The sequence below is a fragment of the Flavobacterium sp. UM26 genome, from assembly GCF_057922445.1.
Map to the genome: position 1 here is coordinate 141,977 of NZ_JBVHCY010000009.1, position 23,600 is coordinate 165,576.

16 protein-coding genes are annotated in these 23,600 nt (G+C 36.1%); 14 read left to right on the forward strand and 2 right to left on the reverse strand.

Features of this window, described 5'->3' with window-relative positions:
- Positions 1–131 precede the first annotated feature (131 nt).
- Genes ACZ1AQ_RS11855 through ACZ1AQ_RS11900 form a run of 10 tightly spaced genes read left to right on the forward strand, consistent with a single transcriptional unit; the run spans position 132 to position 11,273 of the window.
- Positions 132–1,007: a hypothetical protein gene (locus tag ACZ1AQ_RS11855; RefSeq protein ID WP_489633101.1), complete on the forward strand. Its 876-nt coding sequence runs from the start codon at positions 132–134 to the stop codon at positions 1,005–1,007.
- A gap of 10 nt (positions 1,008–1,017) precedes the next feature.
- Positions 1,018–2,166 (forward strand): glycosyltransferase family 4 protein, encoded by a 1,149-nt coding sequence (locus tag ACZ1AQ_RS11860; protein ID WP_489633102.1) that lies wholly within the window; start codon positions 1,018–1,020, stop codon positions 2,164–2,166.
- Positions 2,166–3,719 (forward strand): glycosyltransferase family 2 protein, encoded by a 1,554-nt coding sequence (locus ACZ1AQ_RS11865; protein ID WP_489633103.1) that lies wholly within the window; start codon positions 2,166–2,168, stop codon positions 3,717–3,719. Before ACZ1AQ_RS11860 ends, ACZ1AQ_RS11865 begins: the two co-directional genes overlap by 1 nt.
- Positions 3,709–4,701: a glycosyltransferase family 2 protein gene (locus ACZ1AQ_RS11870; protein ID WP_489633104.1), complete on the forward strand. Its 993-nt coding sequence runs from the start codon at positions 3,709–3,711 to the stop codon at positions 4,699–4,701. Before ACZ1AQ_RS11865 ends, ACZ1AQ_RS11870 begins: the two co-directional genes overlap by 11 nt.
- 41 nt (positions 4,702–4,742) lie before the next feature.
- Positions 4,743–5,264, forward strand: coding sequence for a serine O-acetyltransferase (locus ACZ1AQ_RS11875; RefSeq protein ID WP_489633105.1), 522 nt, complete (start codon positions 4,743–4,745; stop codon positions 5,262–5,264).
- Complete coding sequence (locus ACZ1AQ_RS11880) at positions 5,264–6,388, forward strand: glycosyltransferase family 4 protein (RefSeq protein ID WP_489633106.1); 1,125 nt, start codon at positions 5,264–5,266, stop codon at positions 6,386–6,388. Before ACZ1AQ_RS11875 ends, ACZ1AQ_RS11880 begins: the two co-directional genes overlap by 1 nt.
- A 43-nt stretch (positions 6,389–6,431) precedes the next feature.
- Positions 6,432–7,508 (forward strand): glycosyltransferase, encoded by a 1,077-nt coding sequence (locus ACZ1AQ_RS11885; RefSeq protein ID WP_489633107.1) that lies wholly within the window; start codon positions 6,432–6,434, stop codon positions 7,506–7,508.
- Position 7,509: 1 nt separating this feature from the next.
- Entirely contained in the window at positions 7,510–8,847 is a 1,338-nt protein-coding gene (locus ACZ1AQ_RS11890; protein WP_489633108.1) for an O-antigen ligase family protein, read from the forward strand.
- Positions 8,822–9,838, forward strand: coding sequence for a glycosyltransferase family 4 protein (locus ACZ1AQ_RS11895; protein WP_489633109.1), 1,017 nt, complete (start codon positions 8,822–8,824; stop codon positions 9,836–9,838). The genes ACZ1AQ_RS11890 and ACZ1AQ_RS11895 overlap by 26 nt, the downstream gene beginning before the upstream one ends.
- Positions 9,839–9,881: 43 nt before the next feature.
- Positions 9,882–11,273, forward strand: coding sequence for a sugar transferase (locus tag ACZ1AQ_RS11900; RefSeq protein WP_489633110.1), 1,392 nt, complete (start codon positions 9,882–9,884; stop codon positions 11,271–11,273).
- 109 nt (positions 11,274–11,382) lie between these two features.
- On the opposite strand, the gene ACZ1AQ_RS11905 is transcribed toward ACZ1AQ_RS11900, so the two are convergent.
- Together ACZ1AQ_RS11905 and ACZ1AQ_RS11910 are read right to left on the reverse strand one after the other, a co-directional pair.
- Positions 11,383–12,510, reverse strand: a complete 1,128-nt coding sequence (locus tag ACZ1AQ_RS11905) for a lipoprotein N-acyltransferase Lnb domain-containing protein (RefSeq protein WP_489633111.1) — start codon at positions 12,508–12,510, stop codon at positions 11,383–11,385.
- A gap of 560 nt (positions 12,511–13,070) precedes the next feature.
- Positions 13,071–14,141, reverse strand: coding sequence for a putative type IX sorting system protein PorV2 (locus ACZ1AQ_RS11910; RefSeq protein WP_489633112.1), 1,071 nt, complete (start codon positions 14,139–14,141; stop codon positions 13,071–13,073).
- 187 nt (positions 14,142–14,328) lie between these two features.
- Between ACZ1AQ_RS11910 and ACZ1AQ_RS11915 the strand changes: the two genes are divergently transcribed.
- From ACZ1AQ_RS11915 to ACZ1AQ_RS11930, 4 genes are all read left to right on the forward strand, one after another.
- Positions 14,329–15,054: a CDP-alcohol phosphatidyltransferase family protein gene (locus ACZ1AQ_RS11915; protein WP_489633113.1), complete on the forward strand. Its 726-nt coding sequence runs from the start codon at positions 14,329–14,331 to the stop codon at positions 15,052–15,054.
- Between the two features lie 11 nt (positions 15,055–15,065).
- Complete coding sequence (locus ACZ1AQ_RS11920) at positions 15,066–15,908, forward strand: glycoside hydrolase family 25 protein (RefSeq protein WP_489633114.1); 843 nt, start codon at positions 15,066–15,068, stop codon at positions 15,906–15,908.
- Positions 15,909–16,725: 817 nt separating this feature from the next.
- The gene (locus ACZ1AQ_RS11925; protein WP_489633115.1) at positions 16,726–20,601 is read left to right on the forward strand and encodes a DUF8693 domain-containing protein; all 3,876 of its coding nucleotides are present in this window, start codon (positions 16,726–16,728) and stop codon (positions 20,599–20,601) included.
- Between the two features lie 522 nt (positions 20,602–21,123).
- Positions 21,124–23,600: DUF7507 domain-containing protein (locus tag ACZ1AQ_RS11930; RefSeq protein WP_489633116.1), on the forward strand; the 2,477-nt coding region annotated here is incomplete at its 3' end.

Here is a 23,600-nt window from a genome sequence, read left to right on the forward strand (position 1 = left end):
TCAAATTGAGCGCAGTCGAGATTGTTTGTTTGTAAATAAAATTTCTTGTTATGAAAGGGTCTCGACTGCGCTCGACCTGACAGAGAGCATCAAAATATATTAGGAATAAAATATAAGTACAAAAATAAAAAATGAAACATTTTTTGCGATATACATTAAAAATACTGCTACTTACAGTACTTATCGCTGTAGTATTGGATTTTGGTTATACCAAGGTTTTTTTACAGTCCACGAATAGAGGGAAAATTGAAAAAGTCTTCAATTCCAAAGACGAAAAATATGATGTGGTTATTTTAGGGTCATCAAGGGCGAACAATCATTTTGTGTCACAACTGTTTGAAGACAAAGGGTTGAAAACGTTTAATTATGGAATGAGTGGCGGGCATTTGTTTGAAGCTTCTTTATTATTGAAATTGATGATAGAGCGCAACTACCAAATTAAAAACGTCATTTTAGAAGCCGATTTGAATTTGTCCAACGACCATCAAGCGGAAGGAATATCAGCTAAGTTCTTACCGTATCTTCACGAATCCGAAACCATAAGAAGGCATTTTGAAAAAGAAGCTGATTTTATGGAGTTGTATTATATACCATTTTATCGTTATGTGAAATACGATGCTAAAATAGGAGTGCGTGAAATTTTCTTTACTTCAACTGGAAAAAAAACATCACATCTAGACAATAAAGGCTACTATCCTTTAGGCAAGAAACCAAATGCCAATATGAAGAATAATATTGCGAATTTGAACCCTTTGCAAAGGAATCAATATTATTATGAAATAAAGCAACTTTGTGCACAAAAAGGCATTACATTTATTGCAGTCATGACTCCGATGTGTGAAAACACAAAAGGGATGGATTATTTTGATAAAGTGAAGAAATACTATCCGGAAATTCACAATTATGAAAATGTAGTGATTGGAGAGCAGTATTTTTCATCTTGCGGACATTTGAATGATGCTGGTGCGAGATTGTATACGGCCAGAATTTTAAAGGATTTTTTTTAATAAATAGACTATGCATATCGCTTTCTTAACTCCTGAATATCCTCATCCTCGTGTAGTATACGCAGCGGGAATTGGTACTAGTATCAAAAACTTAGTTGAGGCTTTAGTTATAAAAGGAGTACAAGTTTCTGTTTTTGTTTATGGGCAAAGTGAAGCGGCTGTTTTTGAGGATACAGGAGTTACTATTCATTTGTTAAAAAGTAGGAGGTATAAAATTTTTGGTTGGTATTTGCATCGAAAATATATTCAAAAATACCTCAACAAACATATTCTTTCAGAAAAAATTGATCTGGTAGAGGCTCCCGATTGGACGGGCATCACTGCTTTTATGCATCTGAAAGTACCTTTGGTCATTCGTTTTCATGGGAGTGATGCGTATTTTTGTCATTTGGATAGAAGAAAGCAAAAGCAAAAAAATTATTGGTTTGAGAAATTAGCAATGATGCAAGCAAGTGCCTTTGTAGCACCAACAGCTTTCGCTGCTGATGTGACAAAGGAATTATTTGGACTGGCTCGTGAAAATGTAAAAGTTGTTTATAATGGTTTAGACTTGAATGCGTTTAAAAATGATGCTCCTCTGTTTTATGAAAAAGGAGTAATTTTATATGTTGGAACGATTATTCGAAAAAAGGGGGTATTAGAACTACCTGCAATTTTTAATAAAGTGAGAGAAGCAATTCCAGAAGCTCAATTGATACTCATTGGAAGTGATGCTGCCGATATTCAAACACAATCTTCATCGACGTGGGAATTACTGAAAAAAGAATTTGAAAAGGATGATCTAGAGCGAGTGTCGTATTTGGGTAAGATGCCCTATACAAAGGTACAAGAGTATATTCGAAAAGCCAATGTGTCCGTATTTCCTACGTTTGCAGAAACTTTTGGGATGGTAACGATTGAAGCTATGGCTTTAAGTAAAGCAGTAGTGAACAGTAATATAGGTTGGTCACAAGAATTAATTATAGATGGTGAGAGTGGCTTTTTAGTCCATCCTACAAACCACGCTGAGTTTGCTAAAACTATTGTAACACTATTAGAAGATGAGCATCTTTGTAAAAAAATAGGAGATGCAGCCAGACAAAGAGTCGAAACTATTTTTGATATCCAAAAAATTGCACAACAGAATATTGAGTTTTATGAATCTATAATTAGTAAATAGTGATTGTTATCTACCACAATAGCAAGCAAGTTACTCGAGTTGTGTCTGATACTCTTGAAGTAATTGATTTTGATGGTTCAAAGTCAATAGCTTCGGTACTCATGCATATAGCCTTTCGATTTCCTGATAAAAAAATAGCTTGGTGTCATCAAGATTTTGAGGATTTTGTTGACTGGAATGAATTTCCAAAAGTATTGCACCATGACAAAATTATGGCATCATTTTCACCTAGTGTTGAAATTTATTTAGGTAGGGAAATTGGCTATGTAGAGGACTCTCCTTTTATAAATGTAAATAAACAGGTAACCTATCCTACTTGGCAGATGAGTAGTAGTGTCGGAGGGATGCACGCTTCTGTAGTAGTGCAATTTAAGGGAAAAATTAAGGAGAGTCATAATTTTGATTATTTTTTAAATAGTATGGCAAAATTGGGAATGCCATTGGGGTTGTTCTGTTATTCGGAGCCTAAATTATTTAAGATTATTCCCAAATGTTATCAACCCAAAGTAACTATTTACACTCTTTTTCAATTCGTATACCAACATTATAAAACGAGATGGTTATTCTTATTGTTGTTCAATTTGATGGTATACGAAAAACGATTTCCGTTTTTTGCTTTTTTGAGAGCACTGTTGTACAGAAAGAGAAATAATATTGGAATTTCTTTGGATAGTATTGTTGTTCAGTCGAGTAAAGAAGAGATGTATGATACTACAATTGATGTAATTATACCTACGATAGGTAGGAAAATCTATTTGTATGATGTACTAAAGGATTTATCACTACAAACCCATTTGCCGAATCAGGTAATCATAGTAGAACAAAACCCGATGGAGGGAAGTGTATCTGAATTGGATTATTTAAAAAATGAAAACTGGCCATTCAAAATCAAACATATCTTTACTCATCAAGCCGGAGCTTGTAATGCTAGGAATTTGGCTCTGGAAGAAGTAGAAAGTGAGTCGGTATTCATGGCAGATGATGATATTAGGATAGAAGCTCAATTTATAGAAAAAGGTCTATCTTTTGTAAAATTGTATGCCACTAAAGCTGTTACATTTGGTTGCTATCAGGCTAACTATTCAAAAGAAAAAAAAATACAACATATAATGCAGTGGAAATCATTTGGTTCCGGATGTAGTATTGTTCAATTAAAGGGAAATAATGAATTAAGATATACTACTTCACTTGAGTTTGGATATGGTGAAGATACAGAATTTGGTTTGCAATTGCGAAATGAAGGAATAGATGTTGTTTTTACACCATACCCAGAAATTCTACATCTTAAAGCGCCTATAGGAGGTTTTCGAACTAAGCCTGTGCTGCAGTGGCATATGGAAGTTATACAACCGAAACCTTCGCCAACAATTATGTATGTTAAGCAAAAATACGATACCAACGAGCAGATTTTAGGCTATAAAACGGTTTTGTTTCTAAAGTTTTATAAGTTGCAAAATAGTAGAAACCCTTTTGCATACCTTAGAAAAATTAAAAGGCAATGGAATAAAAGCGTTTTTTGGGCTAAACAATTAAGAAAAATAAATGAAATTTAGTTTAATCATTTGTACCTACCAGCGTCCGAAGCCTTTGTTGCAATTGTTGCAATCGGTTCAGGAACAAACTTTGTATCCCGATGAAATTCTGATTATTGATGGGTCAACTAACGAGGCGACTCAGGTTATTTTGGAGCAAAATCATTTCAACAACTTACACTATTTTTTAGTCCCTAAAGACCAAAGAGGATTGACCAAGCAACGCAATTTTGGTATCGCTAGAGTAGGTGCAGCAATAGAAATTGTTTGCTTTTTGGATGATGATACGGTTTTATCTAACGATTATTTTGAGCAATTATTAAGCACATACCAAAAATATCCTGATGCGTTAGGAGTAGGTGGGTACATTCACAACGAAACCAAGTGGGAACCTGTAGATGCTATTTATAAACCTCAAATCAATGAGTTTTGTTTTGATGGATGGAAAAGAAAAGACGGAAGTCGATTTATTTTAAGGAAAAAGTTAGGATTAGACAGTGATTGCCCGCCAGGATTTTCTTCCTTGTATTCACACGGAAGAAGTGTAGGTTTTTTACCTCCAAGCGGTAAAATTTATGAAGTAGAACAATTGATGGGAGGCGTTTCTTCGTTTAGAAAAAAGGTGTTTGAAACCCATCAGTTTTCGATTTATTTTGAAGGTTATGGTTTGTATGAAGATGCAGATTTTTGTTTGCGAGTTGCTAAAACAGGTAAGTTGTATTTGAATACAGCCGCAAGATTGAACCATTATCATGCTACCTCTGGTCGCCCGAATCAATTCCATTATGGGGAAATGGTGGTGCGCAATGGTTGGTACGTTTGGCGGGTTAAAAATCCCAACCCCATATTTAAAGATCGATGGAGATGGCATGCGATTACTTTGCTATTGACTTTCATTCGATTTAGCAATACCTTTACTTCCAACCAACGCAAAGCGGCTTTTACTGAAGCTTGTGGTAGAACTCTAGGGTGGTGGAGTTTGATGTTTAATAAACCAAAATAATAAAATATATGAATTTATGTCAACTTCTATATTCTGATTTTATGAAGTATAAAAAATATGGAGGACATTTTTTTGGTATTGTATTTTTTACTCAAGGGTTTTGGGCTATTTTTCAATATCGATTAGCTCATTTTGCTTATTGCCAAATAAAATGGCAACCTTTTCGTTTTTTATTTTTGTTGTTATTTCTGATATGGCAAAAAGTTATAGAAATTACTACTGGAATTTCAATTCCTGCTTCTGTAAGAATAGGACATTCATTTTATATTGGGCATTTTGGGGGAATCATCATTAATGCTGATGCTTTAATTGGGAATGATTGTAATATTTCACAAGGGGTTACTATTGGTGTTAGTGGAAGAGAAGCAAAAAGAGGGACTCCAATCATAGGTGATAAAGTGTATGTTGGTGCCAACGCAGTTGTTTTAGGAAATATTACCATCGGTAATGAAGTTTTGATTGGGGCTTGTTCATTAGTAAATAAATCTATTCCTGATAATTCGGTGGTTTTGGGTGTTCCAGCCGTAATCATTTCTCAAAAGGGATCTAAAGGATATATCTAATGAAGTTACTTATTGTTTCAACAGCTCCATTCATTTTTAAAGATGAAAAATGTTTTGCTTACAGTCCGTATGTAAAGGAGTTAGTCATTTGGAAAAAATATGCTAATGAAATTTTATTTTGCTGTCCAGTTTGGCAAAATCAAAATGGATTATTAGTTGAAGAAGTTTCATTTGAAATAGAAAAGCATTTTAAATTAATTGAGTTTAACTTAATTAACTTTGCAAATCTCGTTCAGGCTTTTTTTTATGTTTTCAGGAACAGTTTTACTATTTTCAAAGCCATGTATCAAGCCGATCATATTCACTTACGTTGTCCTGGGAATATTGGACTATTAGGATGTTTGGTACAAATTTTATTTCCTTTCAAGCCTAAAACTGCGAAATATGCTGGTAACTGGGACCCTAAAGCGAAGCAACCTTGGAGCTATCGCTTGCAAAAATGGCTTTTGAGTAATCCCTTTCTAACTCGTAATATGCAGGTTTTGGTATATGGCGAATGGGAGGGAAGTTCAAAGAATATCAAACCATTTTTTACTGCTACCTATTGGGAAAGTGAGAAAAATCAGCTACAACCTCTTGGCTTTTCTAACACTATTCGATTTCTTTTTGTTGGGACTTTATCTGAAGGGAAGCGTCCTTTGTATGCTGTAAGTTTGGTTGAAGCTTTGTTTAAATTAGGGTACAACGTTCAGTTAGAATTGTATGGCGAAGGAACAGAAAGAGCAGTATTAGAACAGTATATTGAAACCCATCATTTGAAAAACTTCATCGAATTGGAAGGCAATCAACCACAGGAAATCATTACATCAGCTTATCAAAACAGTCATTTTGTGATTTTGCCTTCTCAAAGTGAGGGCTGGCCTAAAGCCATAGCAGAGGGTATGTTTTGGGGATGTGTCCCGCTGGCGACTTCAATTTCTTGCGTTCCCTTTATGTTGGATTATGGCAATAGAGGAGTTTTACTTACTACTGATTTAGACCAAGATGTACAGCAAATTGAGGCTATGCTGAATGATGAGGTTGACTATTTAAAAAAGAGAAAACAAGCTTCCGAGTGGTCCCGATATTACACTTTGGATGTGTTTGAAAATGAAATAGAGCGAATTGTTTCTGGTTCTGAGTAAGGGGTTTTTAGTCTTAATTTTAACTTTAACTGTAATAGTACTTATGCGTATTTTACAACTTATTGACTCCTTAGAGGCTGGTGGTGCAGAGCGAATGGCAGTAAATTATGCCAATGCGCTTGGTGATGCACTTGGGTTTTCGGCGCTAGTAGCCACTCGAAAAGAAGGGAGTTTGTTAGAACAAATCGATTCGAAAGTGAATTATCTCTTTTTGAATAAAAAAAAAGCATTAGACTTTGGAGCATTGTGGCGTTTGCGTTCTTTTGTTTTGCAACATGCTATCACCCATGTTCATGCTCATAGCACTTCTTTTTTTATGGCCTTTGTTCTCAAACTGACTTTACCATCTATAAAGATTATTCGGCATGATCATTATGGGAATGCTTCTTTTTTATCGGAACGTCCTTCAGGAGTATTGCGATGTACTTCGTTTTTTTTTAGTGGTGTAATTGCGGTAAATCAGCAATTGAAAGTATGGGCTGAGCAGAAGTTAAACTCCAAAAATGTTATTTATCTTCCTAATTTTATCCCTTCGGAACAAGTATGTGATACAAGAACTACTTATTTGGAAGGTCATGTGGGTAAAAGAATTGTGTTTTTGGCCAATTTAAGACCTCAAAAAAATCATTTTTTACTTTTAGAGGTCGCAAGAATGCTCAAGGCTTCTCATCCAGATTGGACGTTTCATTTGGTGGGAAAAGATTTTGAAGATGCCTATTCTTTGTCAATTAAGGATACTATAAAAACATTTCAATTAGAAAATCAAGTATTTTTGTATGGTTCAAGAACGGATGTCAATTTCATCTTGAAACAATGCGATATTGGAATTTTGACATCTGCTTCAGAGGGCTTACCTGTGGCTTTGCTAGAGTACGGAATGCATCAAATACCGGTAGTAGTTACTGCAGTTGGTGAGTTGCCGAGTATTATTGATAATAATGTTACAGGATGGTTAGTGCCTTCTAACGACGCGGTGTCTTTTTACAAGGCTTTACTGGCTTTAATTTCGGATTCCTCCATGAGAACGAGGATGGGATTGGCTTTACAACAAACGGTTTTTGAAGGATATTCTTCAAAAGGGGTTTTGCAAAAATATTTACAATGGTTAGAAAGTTTATAAAATGAAAAAAGAAGAGGTTGTTTATCTTTACTTATTAGCCCTACATGCTTTTCTAGGATTTGTCATTTTTTTGTTTCCTTTTTTGAGTAAAGTATATGGTATTGTGCTACTGGTTTTTGGTATGTATTTCATTATTCAATCTAAAAACAAACATAACGAAGCATTAGTAATGGCGGCTTATGCAGTAAGTGCCGAAATTATGCTCCGAATGACAGGCGGAACTTTTGTAAATGAATATGGAAAATACCTGGTTATGATTTTTCTTTTTATAGGAATGCTTTTTTCAGGTTTTTCAAGGAGTGCTTTGGTTTATTGGTTGTTCTTGTTTTTTTTAGTGCCTAGTGTAGTGCTATCAACAGTCACTTTAGATATCACTACTGATGTCAAAAAGGCCATCGTATTTAATATTTCTGGTCCTCTTTGTTTGGGAATCGCAGCTATTTATTGCTTTAAGCGGGAACTGACTTTTAATCGACTCCTTTGTGTAATCACTGCTTTTTCTTTGCCTTTGCTTTGTTTGGTCACCTATTTATATTTTTACACGCCCAACATACAAGATGTGGTTACGGGTACGCAATCTAATTTTGAAACTTCGGGAGGATTTGGCCCTAATCAAGTTTCTACTATTTTGGGGTTTGGCATATTTATTTTTTTTGTGCAATTGATGCTTAATTCCTCTAATGGATTGCTACAGTTAGTCAATGGTGGCTTAGTGCTAGTGTTTGCTTTTAGAGGATTGGTTACGTTCTCTAGAGGAGGTGTGTACACTGGTGTAGCCATGATTTTGGTGTTATTAGCAGTCTTATATTTTCAAGCTAATTTTCAAACGAAACCCAAAATTGCAGGGATTATACTGTTGTCTTTTTTAGCAACTTTGGCGGTTTGGAGTTATAGTTCCATAAAAACGAATGGGTTGTTAGATAAGCGTTATGCCAATCAGGATGCGGCAGGGAGAGAAAAACAAAGTCAACTTTCAGGGAGAGAAGTATTAATAGAATCGGAGCTCAATATGTTTTATGAAAATCCAATTTTAGGAGTTGGCGTTGGAAAAAATAAAGAAATACGAGAAACTGAGACTGGTGTAACAGCCGCTTCACATAACGAGATGACTCGAATGTTGGCTGAGCATGGTACGTTGGGAGTAGTAGGATTGTTGATTCTGTTAGTGACACCACTTTACTTATTTGCAGTTGATCGACAAAATATACTCGCGCTTTCTTTCTTTATTTTTTGGTTGTTAACTATCAATCATGCCGCTATGCGTTTATCGGCACCTGCATTTGTCTATGCCTTATCTCTTTTAAAAGTCTATCGTGAAGCACCTGCTGTACATAGGTAATAAGCTAGCCCGTACGGGAGCAAATCCCACAGCTATAGATACTTTGGGGCCACTGTTAGAAGGGGAAGGCTATAAGCTGACGTATGCCTCAGAATATAAAAGTAAATGGGTAAGATTTCTTCATATGATGATCACGACAGCATTGGTAAGAAAAGTCGATTATGTGTTGATTGATACCTATAGCACCACTAATTTTTGGTATGCTTACTGGGTGGGACAATTGTGTCGCTTACGAAGGCTAAAGTATATTCCTATTTTGCACGGAGGTAATTTGCCGCAAAGATGGCAAACACACCCCAAAAGTTGTCAACGCCTCTTTTGTCATGCCTATCAAAATGTTTGTCCATCTTTATATTTGATGGATGCTTTTGAGAAAGTGGGGTGTCCTAACTTAGTAGCCATATCCAATCCAGTTGTGCCAACGGATTATTCTTTCAAATCAAGAACAAGTATTCAACCTAAATTATTATGGGTGCGTGCTTTTGCCGAAATATATAATCCTACGATGGCAGTTGAGGTTTTGGCTGCATTGGCTAAAGAATTTCCCGATGCCAAACTTGGTATGATTGGACCAGATAAGGATGGAAGTCTTATAAAAACAAAAGAGTTGGCTCTAGCTTTAGGTCTTACCGTTACTTTCTATGGTCAATTGTCAAAAAAGGAATGGGTGCTACTTTCAGAACAATACGATATTTTTCTGAATACGACCCATTTTGATAATATGCCTGTGAGTGTAATTGAAGCCATGAGTTTGGGGTTGGCTGTAGTTTCTACAAGAGTAGGAGGAATACCTTTTTTGATTGAAGATCGTAAAGAGGGACTCTTGGTAGGTGATAATGAGACACAAGCCATGTGCAATGCAATTCAATTTTTATTGAAAAATCCTTCCGAATTTAGTAAAATTACCAAAAAAGCGAGAGAAAAGGTATTGTTTTTTGAATGGGAAAGGGTAAAACAAAAATGGTTCATAATTTTTAATAATCACAGCTAGTATAGGTAAAATTCAGTAACTTGCGTCTCAATACCACAGTTATATGAATAAGAAGAGAATGCATTTCGAACTTTCGGAAAGAAAAGTTCTATTACGTATAGTAGACCTTATTGTGGTGCTAGGAGTATTGTATTTGTTAACGGTTTTTTTTTCATTTACTTATTTCGAATTTTCTACAAAAACCTTTTATTGGACCTTAGTTTTTTCTACTTATTTATTGCTTTTTGGTGGTGTTTTTGAAATGTATAATCTTCAAGTAGCGAGTAATCCTTTTCAGGTTTTAAAAAGCACTATTTTAACCACTACTGCTACGGTATTGGTTTATTTATTGACACCAATTTTATCGCCTCAATTGCCTAAAAGTAGGTGGCAACTATTAGTATTTTATGGGGCTGTTTTTTTTGCATTATATCTTTGGCGTATTTTCTATGTAAAGTTTTTGGCATCGAATCGTTTTGTTCAAAATGTCGTGCTTATTTGTGATAAAGGTCAGCTAGAGCAATTGGTTCTCGATTTAGAAGAAGCCGATCCCTATTACAAAATTATTGGCTATGTTAATTCTGATAAAGCGAATTTGGATGATCCAAAATACAAGCTCAAACGTGAGATTTCAGTAGAGCAATTGACCAAATTTGTTTCCAGAAGTGGGGTTTCTGAGATTGTAGTGGCTTCACAAAAAACGGATGGAATTACTACAGAACTGTATCAGCAACTTTTGCATTTGCTCGAATCAGGAAAAAGTATACGAGAGTATGTTCATGTCTATGAGAATAAAACCCAGCGCATACCCGTTCATCAGATTGCCGAAGATTTTTATCGTTTTTTCCCATTTAGTCGTAGCAATCAAAACAAGTTATACTTGTATCAAGTACGTTTTTTTGAACTACTATTTTCAATCCTCGGTATTATAATTGGGGCACTTTTAGTTCCTTTTTTAGTGGTAGCGAATTGGTTTTGGAATCGAGGTCCTTTGTTTTATACTCAGGAGCGCGTAGGAAAAGATGGGGTTTTATTCAAAATTTATAAGTTCAGAAGTATGGTAACGAATGCTGAGGTAAATGGGGCTGTATTTTCTAAAGTAGGGGATACTAGAGTGACTCCTTTTGGTAAATTTTTACGAAAAACGCGCATCGACGAAATACCTCAGTTTTTGAACATTCTTAAAGGCGATATGGGAGTGATTGGTCCACGTCCTGAACGACCTATGTTTGTAGAAGAGATTTCGGCCATTATGCCTTTTTACGAAACCCGTCATATTATCAAACCGGGATTAACAGGATGGGCGCAAGTGAATTACAATTATGGAGAATCTATAGAGGAGAGTTTAGTCAAACTCCAATACGATTTGTATTACATTAAACACCGTAGTGTCTTTATCGATATTAGTATTATTTTTAAAACCATTTCTACCGTAATTTTTTATCGTGGGCAGTAAAAAAATCCAAATCCCAAATTCAAAATTCCAAATTCCAAATCCTAAATTCCAAATCACAAATCCCAAATCTCAAATCAAATTCTAAGTTCTCAATTTCAAAGTCTAAAGTCTAAAGATTCTCTTTATAAATTCGATAAACTACCAAAGAATTGACACTGATCAAGGGCAACAGGAACAAAAATGGTGCTTTGTTGATAAGTAGCAAAGTGTATATTAAAAAGCATCCCCACGTAAAAAAAGTCAGCCATTTTGTAGCTTTTTTGTTTTTTTGAAGTACAAAAAAGACCAATAAGAGCAAAGTAGGATTAAACAAAAGCACATTATAATTATTGGCTAATTCGGGATGCCATGAATACCATCCCATGAATAGGAAGAATAATCCCAAGATTCCCATCAGGGTCAAAAATGTTAACGCAACATTTCTTTTTTTCCAGATAACAATTAGTAATAAAAAAGCACCATAGGTATAGGCATTATTCCACCATGAGTGAGCTTTGTTGGGAGCTACTGTCAACAGGGAGACTACAGGTTCACTAAGTGGGGCATTTTTGTAAGTTGTGTCTTTAAGACTTTCTAACAAATCAAAAGGAAGAAAAAGGGTAGTTGCTTTTTCATCTACTTTGGTGCCAAAGATGATACTGGTGCCCAACTGTTCATAAAAATGATTTTCAAAGTAAGGAAACAAAACGCTTCGATAGGTCGTATCGGTCGCTTTGGTTTTGGTAATTACTTTCGAACCTAATGTTTTGTTTAGTAAATCGACCACCATAGTAGTACAATTTTTATCGATGAATTTATAGGTATAATACCGTTTTTCCGATTGTAAAGTACTGGTGAGTTCTTCAAAAAGTTGTTGTTTCAACGGAAGTGTTATACGTAATTTTTGTTCATATACACTTCTTCCTTCGTATTGATATTGACTGATAAAGTCTAAATACGAATGCGCCACAACAAAATATTCTAAATCTCCTTTGGCAAATTTAGCCACAAAGTTGGGTGTTGAAAAGTCAAAGGCTCCGTAATTATACACTACGTCTAGAGCTTGATTCGGGTCACTAATTCGGAGTGCAGTATGCCCAAAAAGTGTATACGATTCATTTCCTGTAGCACAAGTCAATACACTTACTGTAGCTTTTGGTGAAAGAGGTAAAAGTTGTGCAGAAGTATTTAAACTCATTAAGCAAAGTGCGAATAATAAAAAAATATTCAGAGCAGTAGATGCTGTAGTCCTAGTCATAAAAAAGGCAAAATTTGTAAGTGGTGTAAAAATAGCGCATTCTCTTGAGTTGTTAGTATTCGCAAAGAAAATATATTTACGTTCTCAAGAGGGAGGGTGTTTGATTCGGTTAATCGGTTAATTTTTTATTGTTTATTGTTTATTGTTTATTGTTTATTGTTTATTGTTTATTGTTTATTGTTTATTGTTTGTTGTTTAATTGGTTATTGGTTAATCGTTTATTGTTAAGAGTTTTTGATTGGTCTTTATGCTTAAATGCCCTTATTTGCCTTATATGGTTCAAAGCTTGTTGAATAAATAAAAAAACTTCAGTGACTTATATGTTTTAAAATTTAGCACCCTCGCGGTTCAATTTTTCACGCAGATTGTACAGATTTAAAATGTTTAATCGGTTAATGATTTATTGTTTATTGTTAAGAGTTTTTGATTGGTCTTTATGCTTAAATGCCCTTACTTGCCTTATATGGTTTAACGCTTGCTGCAGTAATCCAAAACTTCAATGACTTATATGTTTTAAAATTTAGCGTCCTTGCGGTTAGCTGATAACTGATAAATGCTTTTTACCTTCTAAACTGTCCCAAATCCACTTTTACCGAAAAAATATTCGAATATAAAGCCACACCTTGGTTACCTAAATTGGTCAAAGCATAATCTATTTGAATGCCTCGGTACTGAAATCCCAGTCCGACATTGGGTTGAAAATTGGTTTTTTCGCTAGCGTCCAATTGGGTTACTTTTTGAAAATTTCCAACACCTGCTCTCAGAAAAACCAAATCTGTATAGCCCAATTCAAATCCCAAGGCAGGGTCGATACTCACGAAGTCTGTGGCTATAATGTCATTAGTTTTGGTAAAGCGCATATTCAAGTTGGCTGCGGCTAAAAGACTATAGTCATAGTGAAAAACGAATTTTTTAGAAATGCCAAGTTGTGCTTTTGGAGCTGTAATTTCGGTGCTTTCTGGGAGTTCTTGGTTTTGACCAGGAATGGCATCGGCTATGGCTTGGTATTTTTCTTCATCAATATTCCAAATATTGTAAGTGGTTGTTAAGTCACGAACGAGTAAGCCAAATTGCCAATTATTGCGTTCGAATTGCAAACCTACATCAAAACCAAAGCCCCATGAATTGGCAAAATCTCCTATGATTCGACGTACTACTTTGGCGTTAACTCCATATTGAAAACCAGGAACTGGGAGTTTTCTAGCATAAGAAAAAGTAAAACCATAATCGGCAGTAGAGAATAATTCAATACGGTTATAATCGATGTTTCCCTGATTGTCGATGAGTTCGGTGGTGTTCAATATATCATCTACTCCAAATCGAATCATTGAGATACCCCAGCTGCTTCTGTCATCTATGGGTGAGGCATAGGCCAAATAGTCGTATTGGGCAATATTGGCAAAATAATTAGCGTGCATAGCCGCTACTTGATGGTCTTTAAGATGCGTCAAACCAGCAGGATTCCAATAGCCCGCATTAACATCGGCTGTAAATGAAACTGCAGTATTCGACATTCCTAGCGCAGCCGCATCTACACCAATATTGAGAAACTCATTGGAGTATTTTCGGACCGTTTGAGCAGATAAGGAGCAAGTACCTAGTACTAAAAAAAACGAAAGAATCTTTTTCAAAAGCAAGCAGAGCTAGTTGGTGTGAATATTTTTTTTCAAAAATAGAATTTTTTAGGGAGCTTATTCCTCACTTTCAAGAGAATTCTCTTTTCTTTAAAAATTGCTGAAGAAACTCTGATAAAAAACGCACTTCTCTTCCACTTATTATCTTACTTTTGCTGGTACAATTTTTTTAATACCGATTCCGATGGCTTTCAAAAAACACATTCCTAATATTATTACCTTATTGAACTTATTTTGTGGTTGTATCGCCATCACTTTTGTGGTGCAACAACAATTCGAAATGGCCTTTTATTTTGTTTGCTTAGGAATTTTTCTTGATTTTTTTGATGGCTTCTTTGCTCGTCTCTTTCAGGTAGCCAGTCCTTTGGGCTTACAATTGGATTCTTTGGCTGATATGGTTACTAGTGGCGTAGTTCCAGGATTGACCATGTTTTATATGATGTTAGAAGCCTTTGGTTTACAGATTAGTGACCCGTTTTCAGGTCAATATGCGTTGGCTTTTTTGGGTTTTTTGGTCACACTGGGTTCTTGTTATCGATTGGCTAATTTTAATATTGATACCCGTCAAACCGACTCTTTTATTGGTTTGCCTACTCCAGCCAACGCTTTGTTTATTCTGAGTTTGCCCTTGGTTGTTCGTCATTTCGATTCGTTTATGTTATTCGAATTATTGTCGAATTATGGTGTGCTTTTGGCGATTAGTATTGGGAGTGCTTACATTTTGAATGCTGAAATTCCTCTGTTTTCTTTGAAAGTCAAAAAACTGACCTTTCAAGATAATAAGTTGACCTTTTTCTTTCTGGCGGTTTCACTTTTGCTGTTGGTTATGCTACAATTTTTAGGCATTCCATTGGTCATCCTTTTTTATATTTTTCTTTCTATCCTTAACAATAAATTTATCAAGCAATAGGGGATTACAATATGAGGAAAGTGACCAAAAACTATCCCAGACGTCGACCGAATAAGAAAAACAATCAAGGTATAGCTACCCTCAAGAAATATATCTGGGCAGCTCTTGGATTACTGTTTTTAGGAAGTGTCATCTATCATTATCGTACGGCTTTTGCGTATTATTTAGGTTTTAAATCAGACAAACTCAGTAAAACCGATGTTTTTTCTGAAGCCAGAAATTTGCGAGTACTCGAAAAACACGAGGGAAAAACCGTAGGGATTGATGTATCGGAATACCAAGGAAAAATAAGTTGGTCGTATGTCGATACGATTGAGAACCAATATCCTTTACATTTTGTATTTATCCGTGCAACTGCGGGTAATGATTTGGTAGACAGACGTTTCAAACGAAATTGGGAGGGAGCCAAAAAGAACAAAATGATTCGTGGCGCGTATCATTATTACCGTCCGAATGAGAACTCTTTAGAGCAAGCTGAGTTATTTATCAAAACGGTACGATTGCAAAAGGGAGATTTGCCTCCTGTATTGGACATTGAAAAATTACCCAAAAATCAGTCGATGACCAACCTCAAGAAAGGACTTCGAAGATGGTTGCAAGCCATAGAAAATCATTATAAAGTCAAACCCATTATATACACTGGAGAGAAATATTATGATGATTTTTTGAAAGAAGAATTCAGTGATTACCTCTTTTGGATAGCCAATTATAATTTTTATCGAGAAGAAATTCAAGACGATTGGTTGTTTTGGCAGTTTACAGAACGTGCTGCCGTTCCCGGAATTCAGGGCAACGTAGATGTCAATATTTACAACGGCGATTTGCAACAATTGCAATTCATTACGGTCGAGTAAAAGGTTAATTGTTTGTTGTTTATTGTTTGTTGTTTATTGTTTGTTGTTTATTATTTATTGTTTATTGTTTGTTGTTAAAAATTTTCGATAAGTCTTTACACTTATATATCCTAATTTGCCTTATATGGTTTAAAGATTGCTGCATAAATCCATAAACTTCAATGGCTTGTATGTATAACAATTTTGCATTCTAGAAGTTTAATTTTTCACGCTGATTACTCGGATTTTCACAGATTTAAAAATGGTTAATCGGTTAATGTTTAATCGGCTTATTGTTTATGGTTTATTGTTTATTGTTTGTTGTTAAAAATTTTCGATAAATCTTTACACTTATATACCCTTATTTGCTTTATGTGGTTCAAAGATTGCTGCATAAATCCATAAACTTCAATGGTTTATATGTTTAACAATTTTGCGTTCTAGTAGTTTAATTTTTCACGCAGATTACTCGGATTTTCACAGATTTAAAAAAAGGTTAATTGGTTATTGGTTAATCGCCTTATTGTTTATGGTTTATTGTTTATTGTTTGTTGTTAAAAATTTTCGATAAATCTTTACACTTATATGTCCTTATTTGCCTTATATGGTTCAAAGATTGCTGCATAAATCCATAAACTTCAATGGCTTATAGGTTTTAACCTTTGCGTTCCATGCGTAATTCTTTGCGCTCCTTGCGGTTAAAAATTTTTTTCAAAACATTGTAAATATCACTAAATCTGGGTATTGACTATTTTAGTCTGGCTTTTTATTTTTATTACTACAAATACTGTTAATTATTGTTAATGGTGCATATTGTCTAATTTTAATTGAAAAGCTTTTGAAAATAAAGAATACTCTGTTCTTACTTTTAGTTTTTAGTTTTGGTTGTGCTTCTGTTTTTGGCCAACAAGGAAAAGTTGACCCTACTTTTAATACCTATGATGATGGCCTTTTGGGCGATGGTTTTGATAACACGGTCAGAACATTGTCGGTACAAGACGATGGCAAATTAATCGTTGGGGGCGATTTTCTAAATTTTAATGGTGTGGCTACACCTTATTTATGCCGATTGTTGCCCGATGGGTCCAAGGATGCATCTTTTTTCTTAGGAATGGGCTTTAATAATAAAGTCTACACTTCTTTGCTGCAACCTGATGGTAAAATTTTAGTTGCGGGTTCCTTTACACAGTATAACGGTACGGCAGTAGGACGTTTGGTTCGTTTGAATCCAGATGGAACTCGGGATGCCTCATTTATGGCTACTCCTGGCGCTAGCAATAACATCATTTATAATATGGCTTTGCAATCCGATGGCAGTATTCTTTTGGTGGGAAGTTTTACGAATTTTAATGGAACAACCTCCAATAGAATAGTGAAAATTTTACCAAACGGAGCTGTTGATACAAGCTTTGTCGTTGGTTCGGGCGCTTCTGGTTTGATTGAAAAAATTGCACTCCAGTCCGATGGAAAAATTATCATTGGTGGAGGTTTTAGTTCGTTCAATGGGGTTAGCGTGGGAAAAATTGCTCGATTGAATGCCAATGGAACTTTGGATACTAGCTTTGTGACTGGTGTTGGTTTTGATAACAATGTTAGTGCTATTGGTATTCAATCAGATGGTAAAATTATTTTGGGAGGTTCATTTACCACCTTTAATGGCACTGCTGCAAATCGAATTGTAAGGATAAACGTGGATGGAACTGTAGATGCTTCTTTTGCCTCTGGTACTGGATTTAATTCAGGAGCGGTGGAGACGATTAAGATGAATTCGAGTGGAGCATTTATGCTGGGAGGTTCTTTTTCTGGAACTTATAATGGTGTAGCGGTTAACAGAGTGCAACTTTTTCATCCCGATGGAACGATCAATACTGGATTTGATATTGGTAATGGTCCCGCTTCAGCCACAGTATATGCTTTAGAAAATTTTATGGATACTTCTTGGTATATTGGTGGTTCTTTCTCGGTTTTTGATGACCAGAATCAAGGCAAGTTAGCTAAAATTGATTTCCAAGGCACTTTGGATATTGGATATTTAACCTCGGGAGTGGGTTTTAATAACAGTGTTTCGAAAGTACTCCCATTATCTGATAAAAGTGTAATTGTGGTTGGAAATTTTACCCAATTTAATGGTGAAGCAGCCCCAAGAATAACCAAACTCAACGAGTCAGGCGAAAGGAATAGTTCATTTAATGCCTTAGAAGAAGGAGCCAATGCAACTATTCGTAATGCGGCGCTACAAGTAGATGGGAAGATTATTATTGTTGGAAATTTTACGGCATATAACGAAATAGTGGTTAATCGAATAGCTCGTCTATTACCCGATGGAAGTTTAGATACTACATTCAATGTGGGTTTGGGTTGCAACGGACAGGTGTATGGAGTAGCGATTCAGTCGGACGGTAAGATTGTTATCGTGGGTAATTTTTCTACTTACAATGGAATTCCTGCTGTAAAAATTGCTCGTTTATTACCCGATGGAACTTTAGACACTAGTTTTGTTACCGGTTCTGGTGCCGAAGACGGAATAGTCGAAACAGTAGCTTTGCAGTCGGATGGGAAGATGATTTTGGGAGGACATTTTACACTATTCAATGGGATTTCGTCCTCAAAACTTATTCGTTTGAATGCTGATGGAAGTGTGGATTCCAGTTTTTCAGTAGGTACTGGATTTGATGCAATTGTTTATAATGTGAGCTTGCAATCGGATGGTAAAATCTTAGTGGGCGGTTCTTTTACTGCTTTTAATGGAAATGCAAGGCGAAGAATTGTCCGGCTACAATCTGATGGTGCTTTGGATGCGGGTTTCGACATCGGGACAGGATTCAGTAACGGAACGGTGAGAACTATTTTGGTACAACCCAATGGTAAAATACTAATTGGAGGTACATTTTCTGGTACCTATAATGGAGTAGGGGTGAAACGAATGCTTCGAGTCCAAGCGGATGGCGCTGTTGATGGAAGTTTTTCGGTCAATTTGAATGGCACCTTGTCGACAACGGCAATGACTTCCGATGAGAAAGTGTTGATTGGTGGTGCTTTTAATTCTGTTTCTGGCACGACCAAACATCGAATTGCTAGACTGTTGCTCTGTGTGGATCAAACGAAACGAGTGGCGGGGAATTGGAGCAATGGCGGACCTACACCCGGAAAGGAATTGCTTTTTGAAGAAGATTACACTATTACCTATACAACTTACGCGTGTCATTGTGCAATTGCTTCAGGTGTTGAAGTAAAAGTGAGTGCTGGAACAACTTTAGCCTTGCGCTATCAATATGAAGGAACTGGACTTTTGGTTATCGAAGATGGAGCCAGTTTGCATCAAATAGACGATCAGATTAGTAATTCTGGTGTCATTCAATTGAACAGGAAGACAACTCCCATTCGGAAAATGGATTACACCTATTGGTCGAGTCCTGTTCAAAGTCAGCGATTAATCGATGTGTCTCCTGCAACACTTTCGGATAAATTTTTCTCTTTTGATGGAGCCAATGGTACTTGGAAAAACGAAGCTCCGACATCGGTAATGACTATGGCAAAGGGCTATATCATCCGAGGGCCTCAACATTTTTCGACCACGCTCCCTTCGGTGTTTGAAGCGGTTTTTTCAGGAATTCCGAATAATGGGGTCTACGATTTTGCAGTAGGAAGTGATCAATACAATTTGATAGGCAATCCTTATCCATCGGCTATTGATGCTGATTTGTTTATGACTGACACCAATAATGCTGGGATTATGTATGGGGCTTTGTATTTCTGGACGCACAATACACCTATCCAACAAAGTGGTTCGGATTACATTTATACTGCCGATGATTATGCGACCTATAACCGAACGGGTGGTACGGGAACGACAAAAGGAGCAGCGCTGTCTGGAGGGCAAGTCCCTTCTGGAAAAATCGCATCAGGTCAATCTTTTTTTGTGGGAACTACCTCGGGGATTGCCGCAAATAGCCGTTTTCAATTTAAAAATGGTATGCGAATAATAGATCAAAATACCCAATTCTTCAAACAGGCTAATGCAAAAAAAGCAATAGGAATCGAGAAAAGCAGAGTTTGGTTGAACTTGACTAATAGTGGAGGGGCTTTCAAACAGTTGTTGGTGGGTTATATAGAAGGCGCTACGAATGATTGGGACAACTTGTATGATGGACCAACATTTGACGGACAAGAGTTTGTGGATTTTTATAGCATCAACCAAGGACAAAACCTCACGATACAAGGTCGAGCATTGCCGTTTGTAGATACCGATGTGGTGCCTTTAGGCTACCGTAGCACAATTGCTGGCACTTTCGATATTAGCATCGATAATAGAGATGGCGCTTTGACGAATCAAGCCATTTGGTTAGAAGATAAAAAAACGAATACCCTTCATGAATTGAGTAAAGGGAAATACACGTTTACCGCCATCAATGGAGTAGAGAACGATCGTTTTGTGTTGAAGTACACCAACAAGACTTTAGGTACTGATGATAACGAAGTGGTGGATACATCGCTTATCGTAAGTGTGAAAAACAAAAAAATCACACTAACTTCTTCGGCTGAAGCGATTACCCAAGTACAGGTATTTGATTTGTTAGGCAGAAAAGTGTACGATAAATCGAAAATCAACGCCCAAGAATGGTCCATTTCGACTTTGCCTTCGAGCGAGCAAACCTTGATTGTCAAAACCACTTTGGCCAACGGCGCGATTAGCAACAAGAAGATTGTTTTTTAGAAGGGTTTAATTGTTTAATCGGTTAATGGTTAGTTGTTTATTGTTAAAAGTTTTCGACTGGTATTTACACTTAATATGTTCTTATTTGTCTCTATGGTTCAAAGATTGCTGCATTAATCAAAAACTTTTTTGCCTTATATATTTTATTTTATTTTATTTGAATTTTTTAAACAGAATACACAATTTATATTTTGCGGTTCTGCGACTCTGCAAGAAAAATACACGAATTTAAATCATGCGTCTTTGCAGTTAAGTTTTTGTGCAGATTAGTTCTTTTTTGGGTTGCCCATGTTTAGAGGCAGGTCATGTCATTTAATCTTTTTTTGCAAAACGCCATCATTGATAAGTATAGTGTTCTTTCACGTCTGCATGTCATGGATAATTTTTTAATGAATTTATATGAGTTGTTTCATTTGTTTAGTAGTCTTGAATGGTTACTTTTGCCTCATTTTCAACAAGTATGTTGAATCTGGTTATTTAACACAACAAATCTTTATATAGCTTAAAATCTAAATTTTTTTTATGAAGAAAGTATTACTTTTTTTTATTCTGTTCTTTATTTTTTCTTTTTCAAAAGCGGCTACATTTACCTCTATTGCCTCAGGAGATTGGAACTCTGATGCTACTTGGAGTGGGACTGGAATACCAGGGGTGAACGATGTTGTAATTATAAATTCAAGCTATGTCATTACGGTATCATCGCCAACTGTAACTTGTCAGTCAATAACGTTCTCGGGGAATGGTACATTAAGGGTAAATTCAGGTTCAATTTTAAATGTTATCACTTCGATAATAGTAGACTCGTCTAATAGTAGCAATCGTACTACAGCAATACAAGGTGCGGGAACATTAAATTGTTCTAGTGTACAGGTAGGAACGAATGCGACACCTTCCGGTAATTTTTCGACAGTGTTAATAGCAACAATTTCAAATTTTAATGTTTCAGGAAATGTTGGGTTAGTGAGTAGAAGAGCTGGATCATTTAGTAATAATGCAAACTTTAGATTAGAAAGTGGTGTATTGGATATCGACGGACAAATTACTACCACAAATCAAGCTTCAGGGGTGGTTTCAACCTTTACGATGGCATCAGGTGCTCAAACAGGGGTATTGTTGTTAAGTAATGCCAATCCGTTTAACCTGTCTACCAATACGACCAATGTAATTGTTCTAAATGGAACTAGTGCTACAGTGAATTATGACGGACTAAGTCAAAATGTTTTCAGTACCAACTATACAAATTTGACTTTTTCTAATAGTGGTACAAAAACGTTTTTATCAAGTGTTTCTGTAGCTAGTGCCTTATCTATTGCTACAGGGGTAAAAGCCCATTTAGGTACTTTTACGCATACTACTCGTTCCATCAATTTGGGAGGTACAATCTCGACTGGACAAACATGGGGAAGCAGTGCTTCTACCGCCACCAATAAGAATGATGTTTTTTTTGAATCATCAACAGGTTTGATTTTGATTATTCGAGAAGTAAATCGCATTTATACAGATTATAATGGTTTTTTTACTTCAGCAGGAACTACTTCAGTGGCAGCCAATCAGCCTGATACAGAGAACAATTTGTTGGCTTTTGAATGGTATGGTAAAATTTGGGCTACAGGGGTTGATAATGCAGTATTGACAAGCAATGGGGTTGTTTTCGAAGATACAAAATTCAGAGCCCTAAAAATTTTCAGTATTGATGCTACTCCAGGAGCTACCTATTTTTTGCAAGGTGCAGCTATTGATGGTTCATTGTCGAATAGAGTACTGACACCTGCGCTAATTGGGAGTAGTTCAACTCCGGCTGAATTAGCACAGCGATTGACCGATGGGAAGAAGGGTTTGTCTTTGGGAACTGGTATCGCAAATATTAAAGCAGGTACCTCAGAATTTAAAATCGGTACAGGGAATATCAATATTTCAGGAGTAGGAGATGGCAAGCCAGATATTATTATTACACAAGTCGCACAACCCAATGCTATCGCCGATGTTTTTAAGTTTGTGGATGTAAATGGAAATACTATTGGAAATCCCATAACGATTTCTTTCCCTTCTATCAATGCGGTAGGTACTTATCGTTTGGATTTGTTTAACGCTGCCGATGGGAGTACAGCTAATGGTTTTGCACCAAATGAAACTAGAGATATTCGAATGTTAGGCTACGATTTTTCTGATTTTGGAATTAATGCATCGAATGAAGCCTTGGTAGATCGTTTAGTGATTACTTTTTCAGGAAGTTCAGATTGCGCTTTTATTGGGGTTAATGAGGGCTCCCTCAAACGATCTGAATTGAGTCTTGTCAAAACAGCCTCTATTACAGACTGTGGTAAAACGGGTGATACGGTAACCTATACTTTTGAAGTTAAAAATACAGGAGATGTCCCAATTAATAAAATTAAAGTAAATGATTTTAATCCAGCAGTAAGTATTCCTTCTAATACCATTGCACTTTTGGCACCAGGAGCAACGGCTACTGTTACAGGAACCTATATTATTACTGCTGCCGATGTAGCTATTGGAAAGTTAGAGAATAGTGCCGAAGTAGAAGGAGAGGATCCTTCTCTTAGCAAAGTATCCGATATTTCAGGAACTAATGAGTTTAATAATGTTCCTACGGTGATTAATTTACTAGATCCGCCTACTATTGGAACGATTTCTAATGTAACTTGTTCTTCTGTAACAAGTGGTAGTGTTGTATTAAATAATTTGCCTGCCACAGGAAATTGGTCGATTTCGTCAACACCAACTGTGATGGGATTATCGGGTACTTCAGGTTCAGGAGTAACTACAATCATAAGTGGTTTACCCGTTGGAAATTATACTTTTAGAGTAACAAGTGAAAGTGGTTGTATTTCTCCAAGCTCTATTAATGTTCCCATTGTTGATGCTTCCAGTACTACTTGGAATGGTTCATCATGGAGTAATGGTGCACCAGATGCAACAAAAAATGCTATAGTGACAGCAGTGGTTCCCACTTCTCCTTTTGGCTCTAATTTGACGGCTTG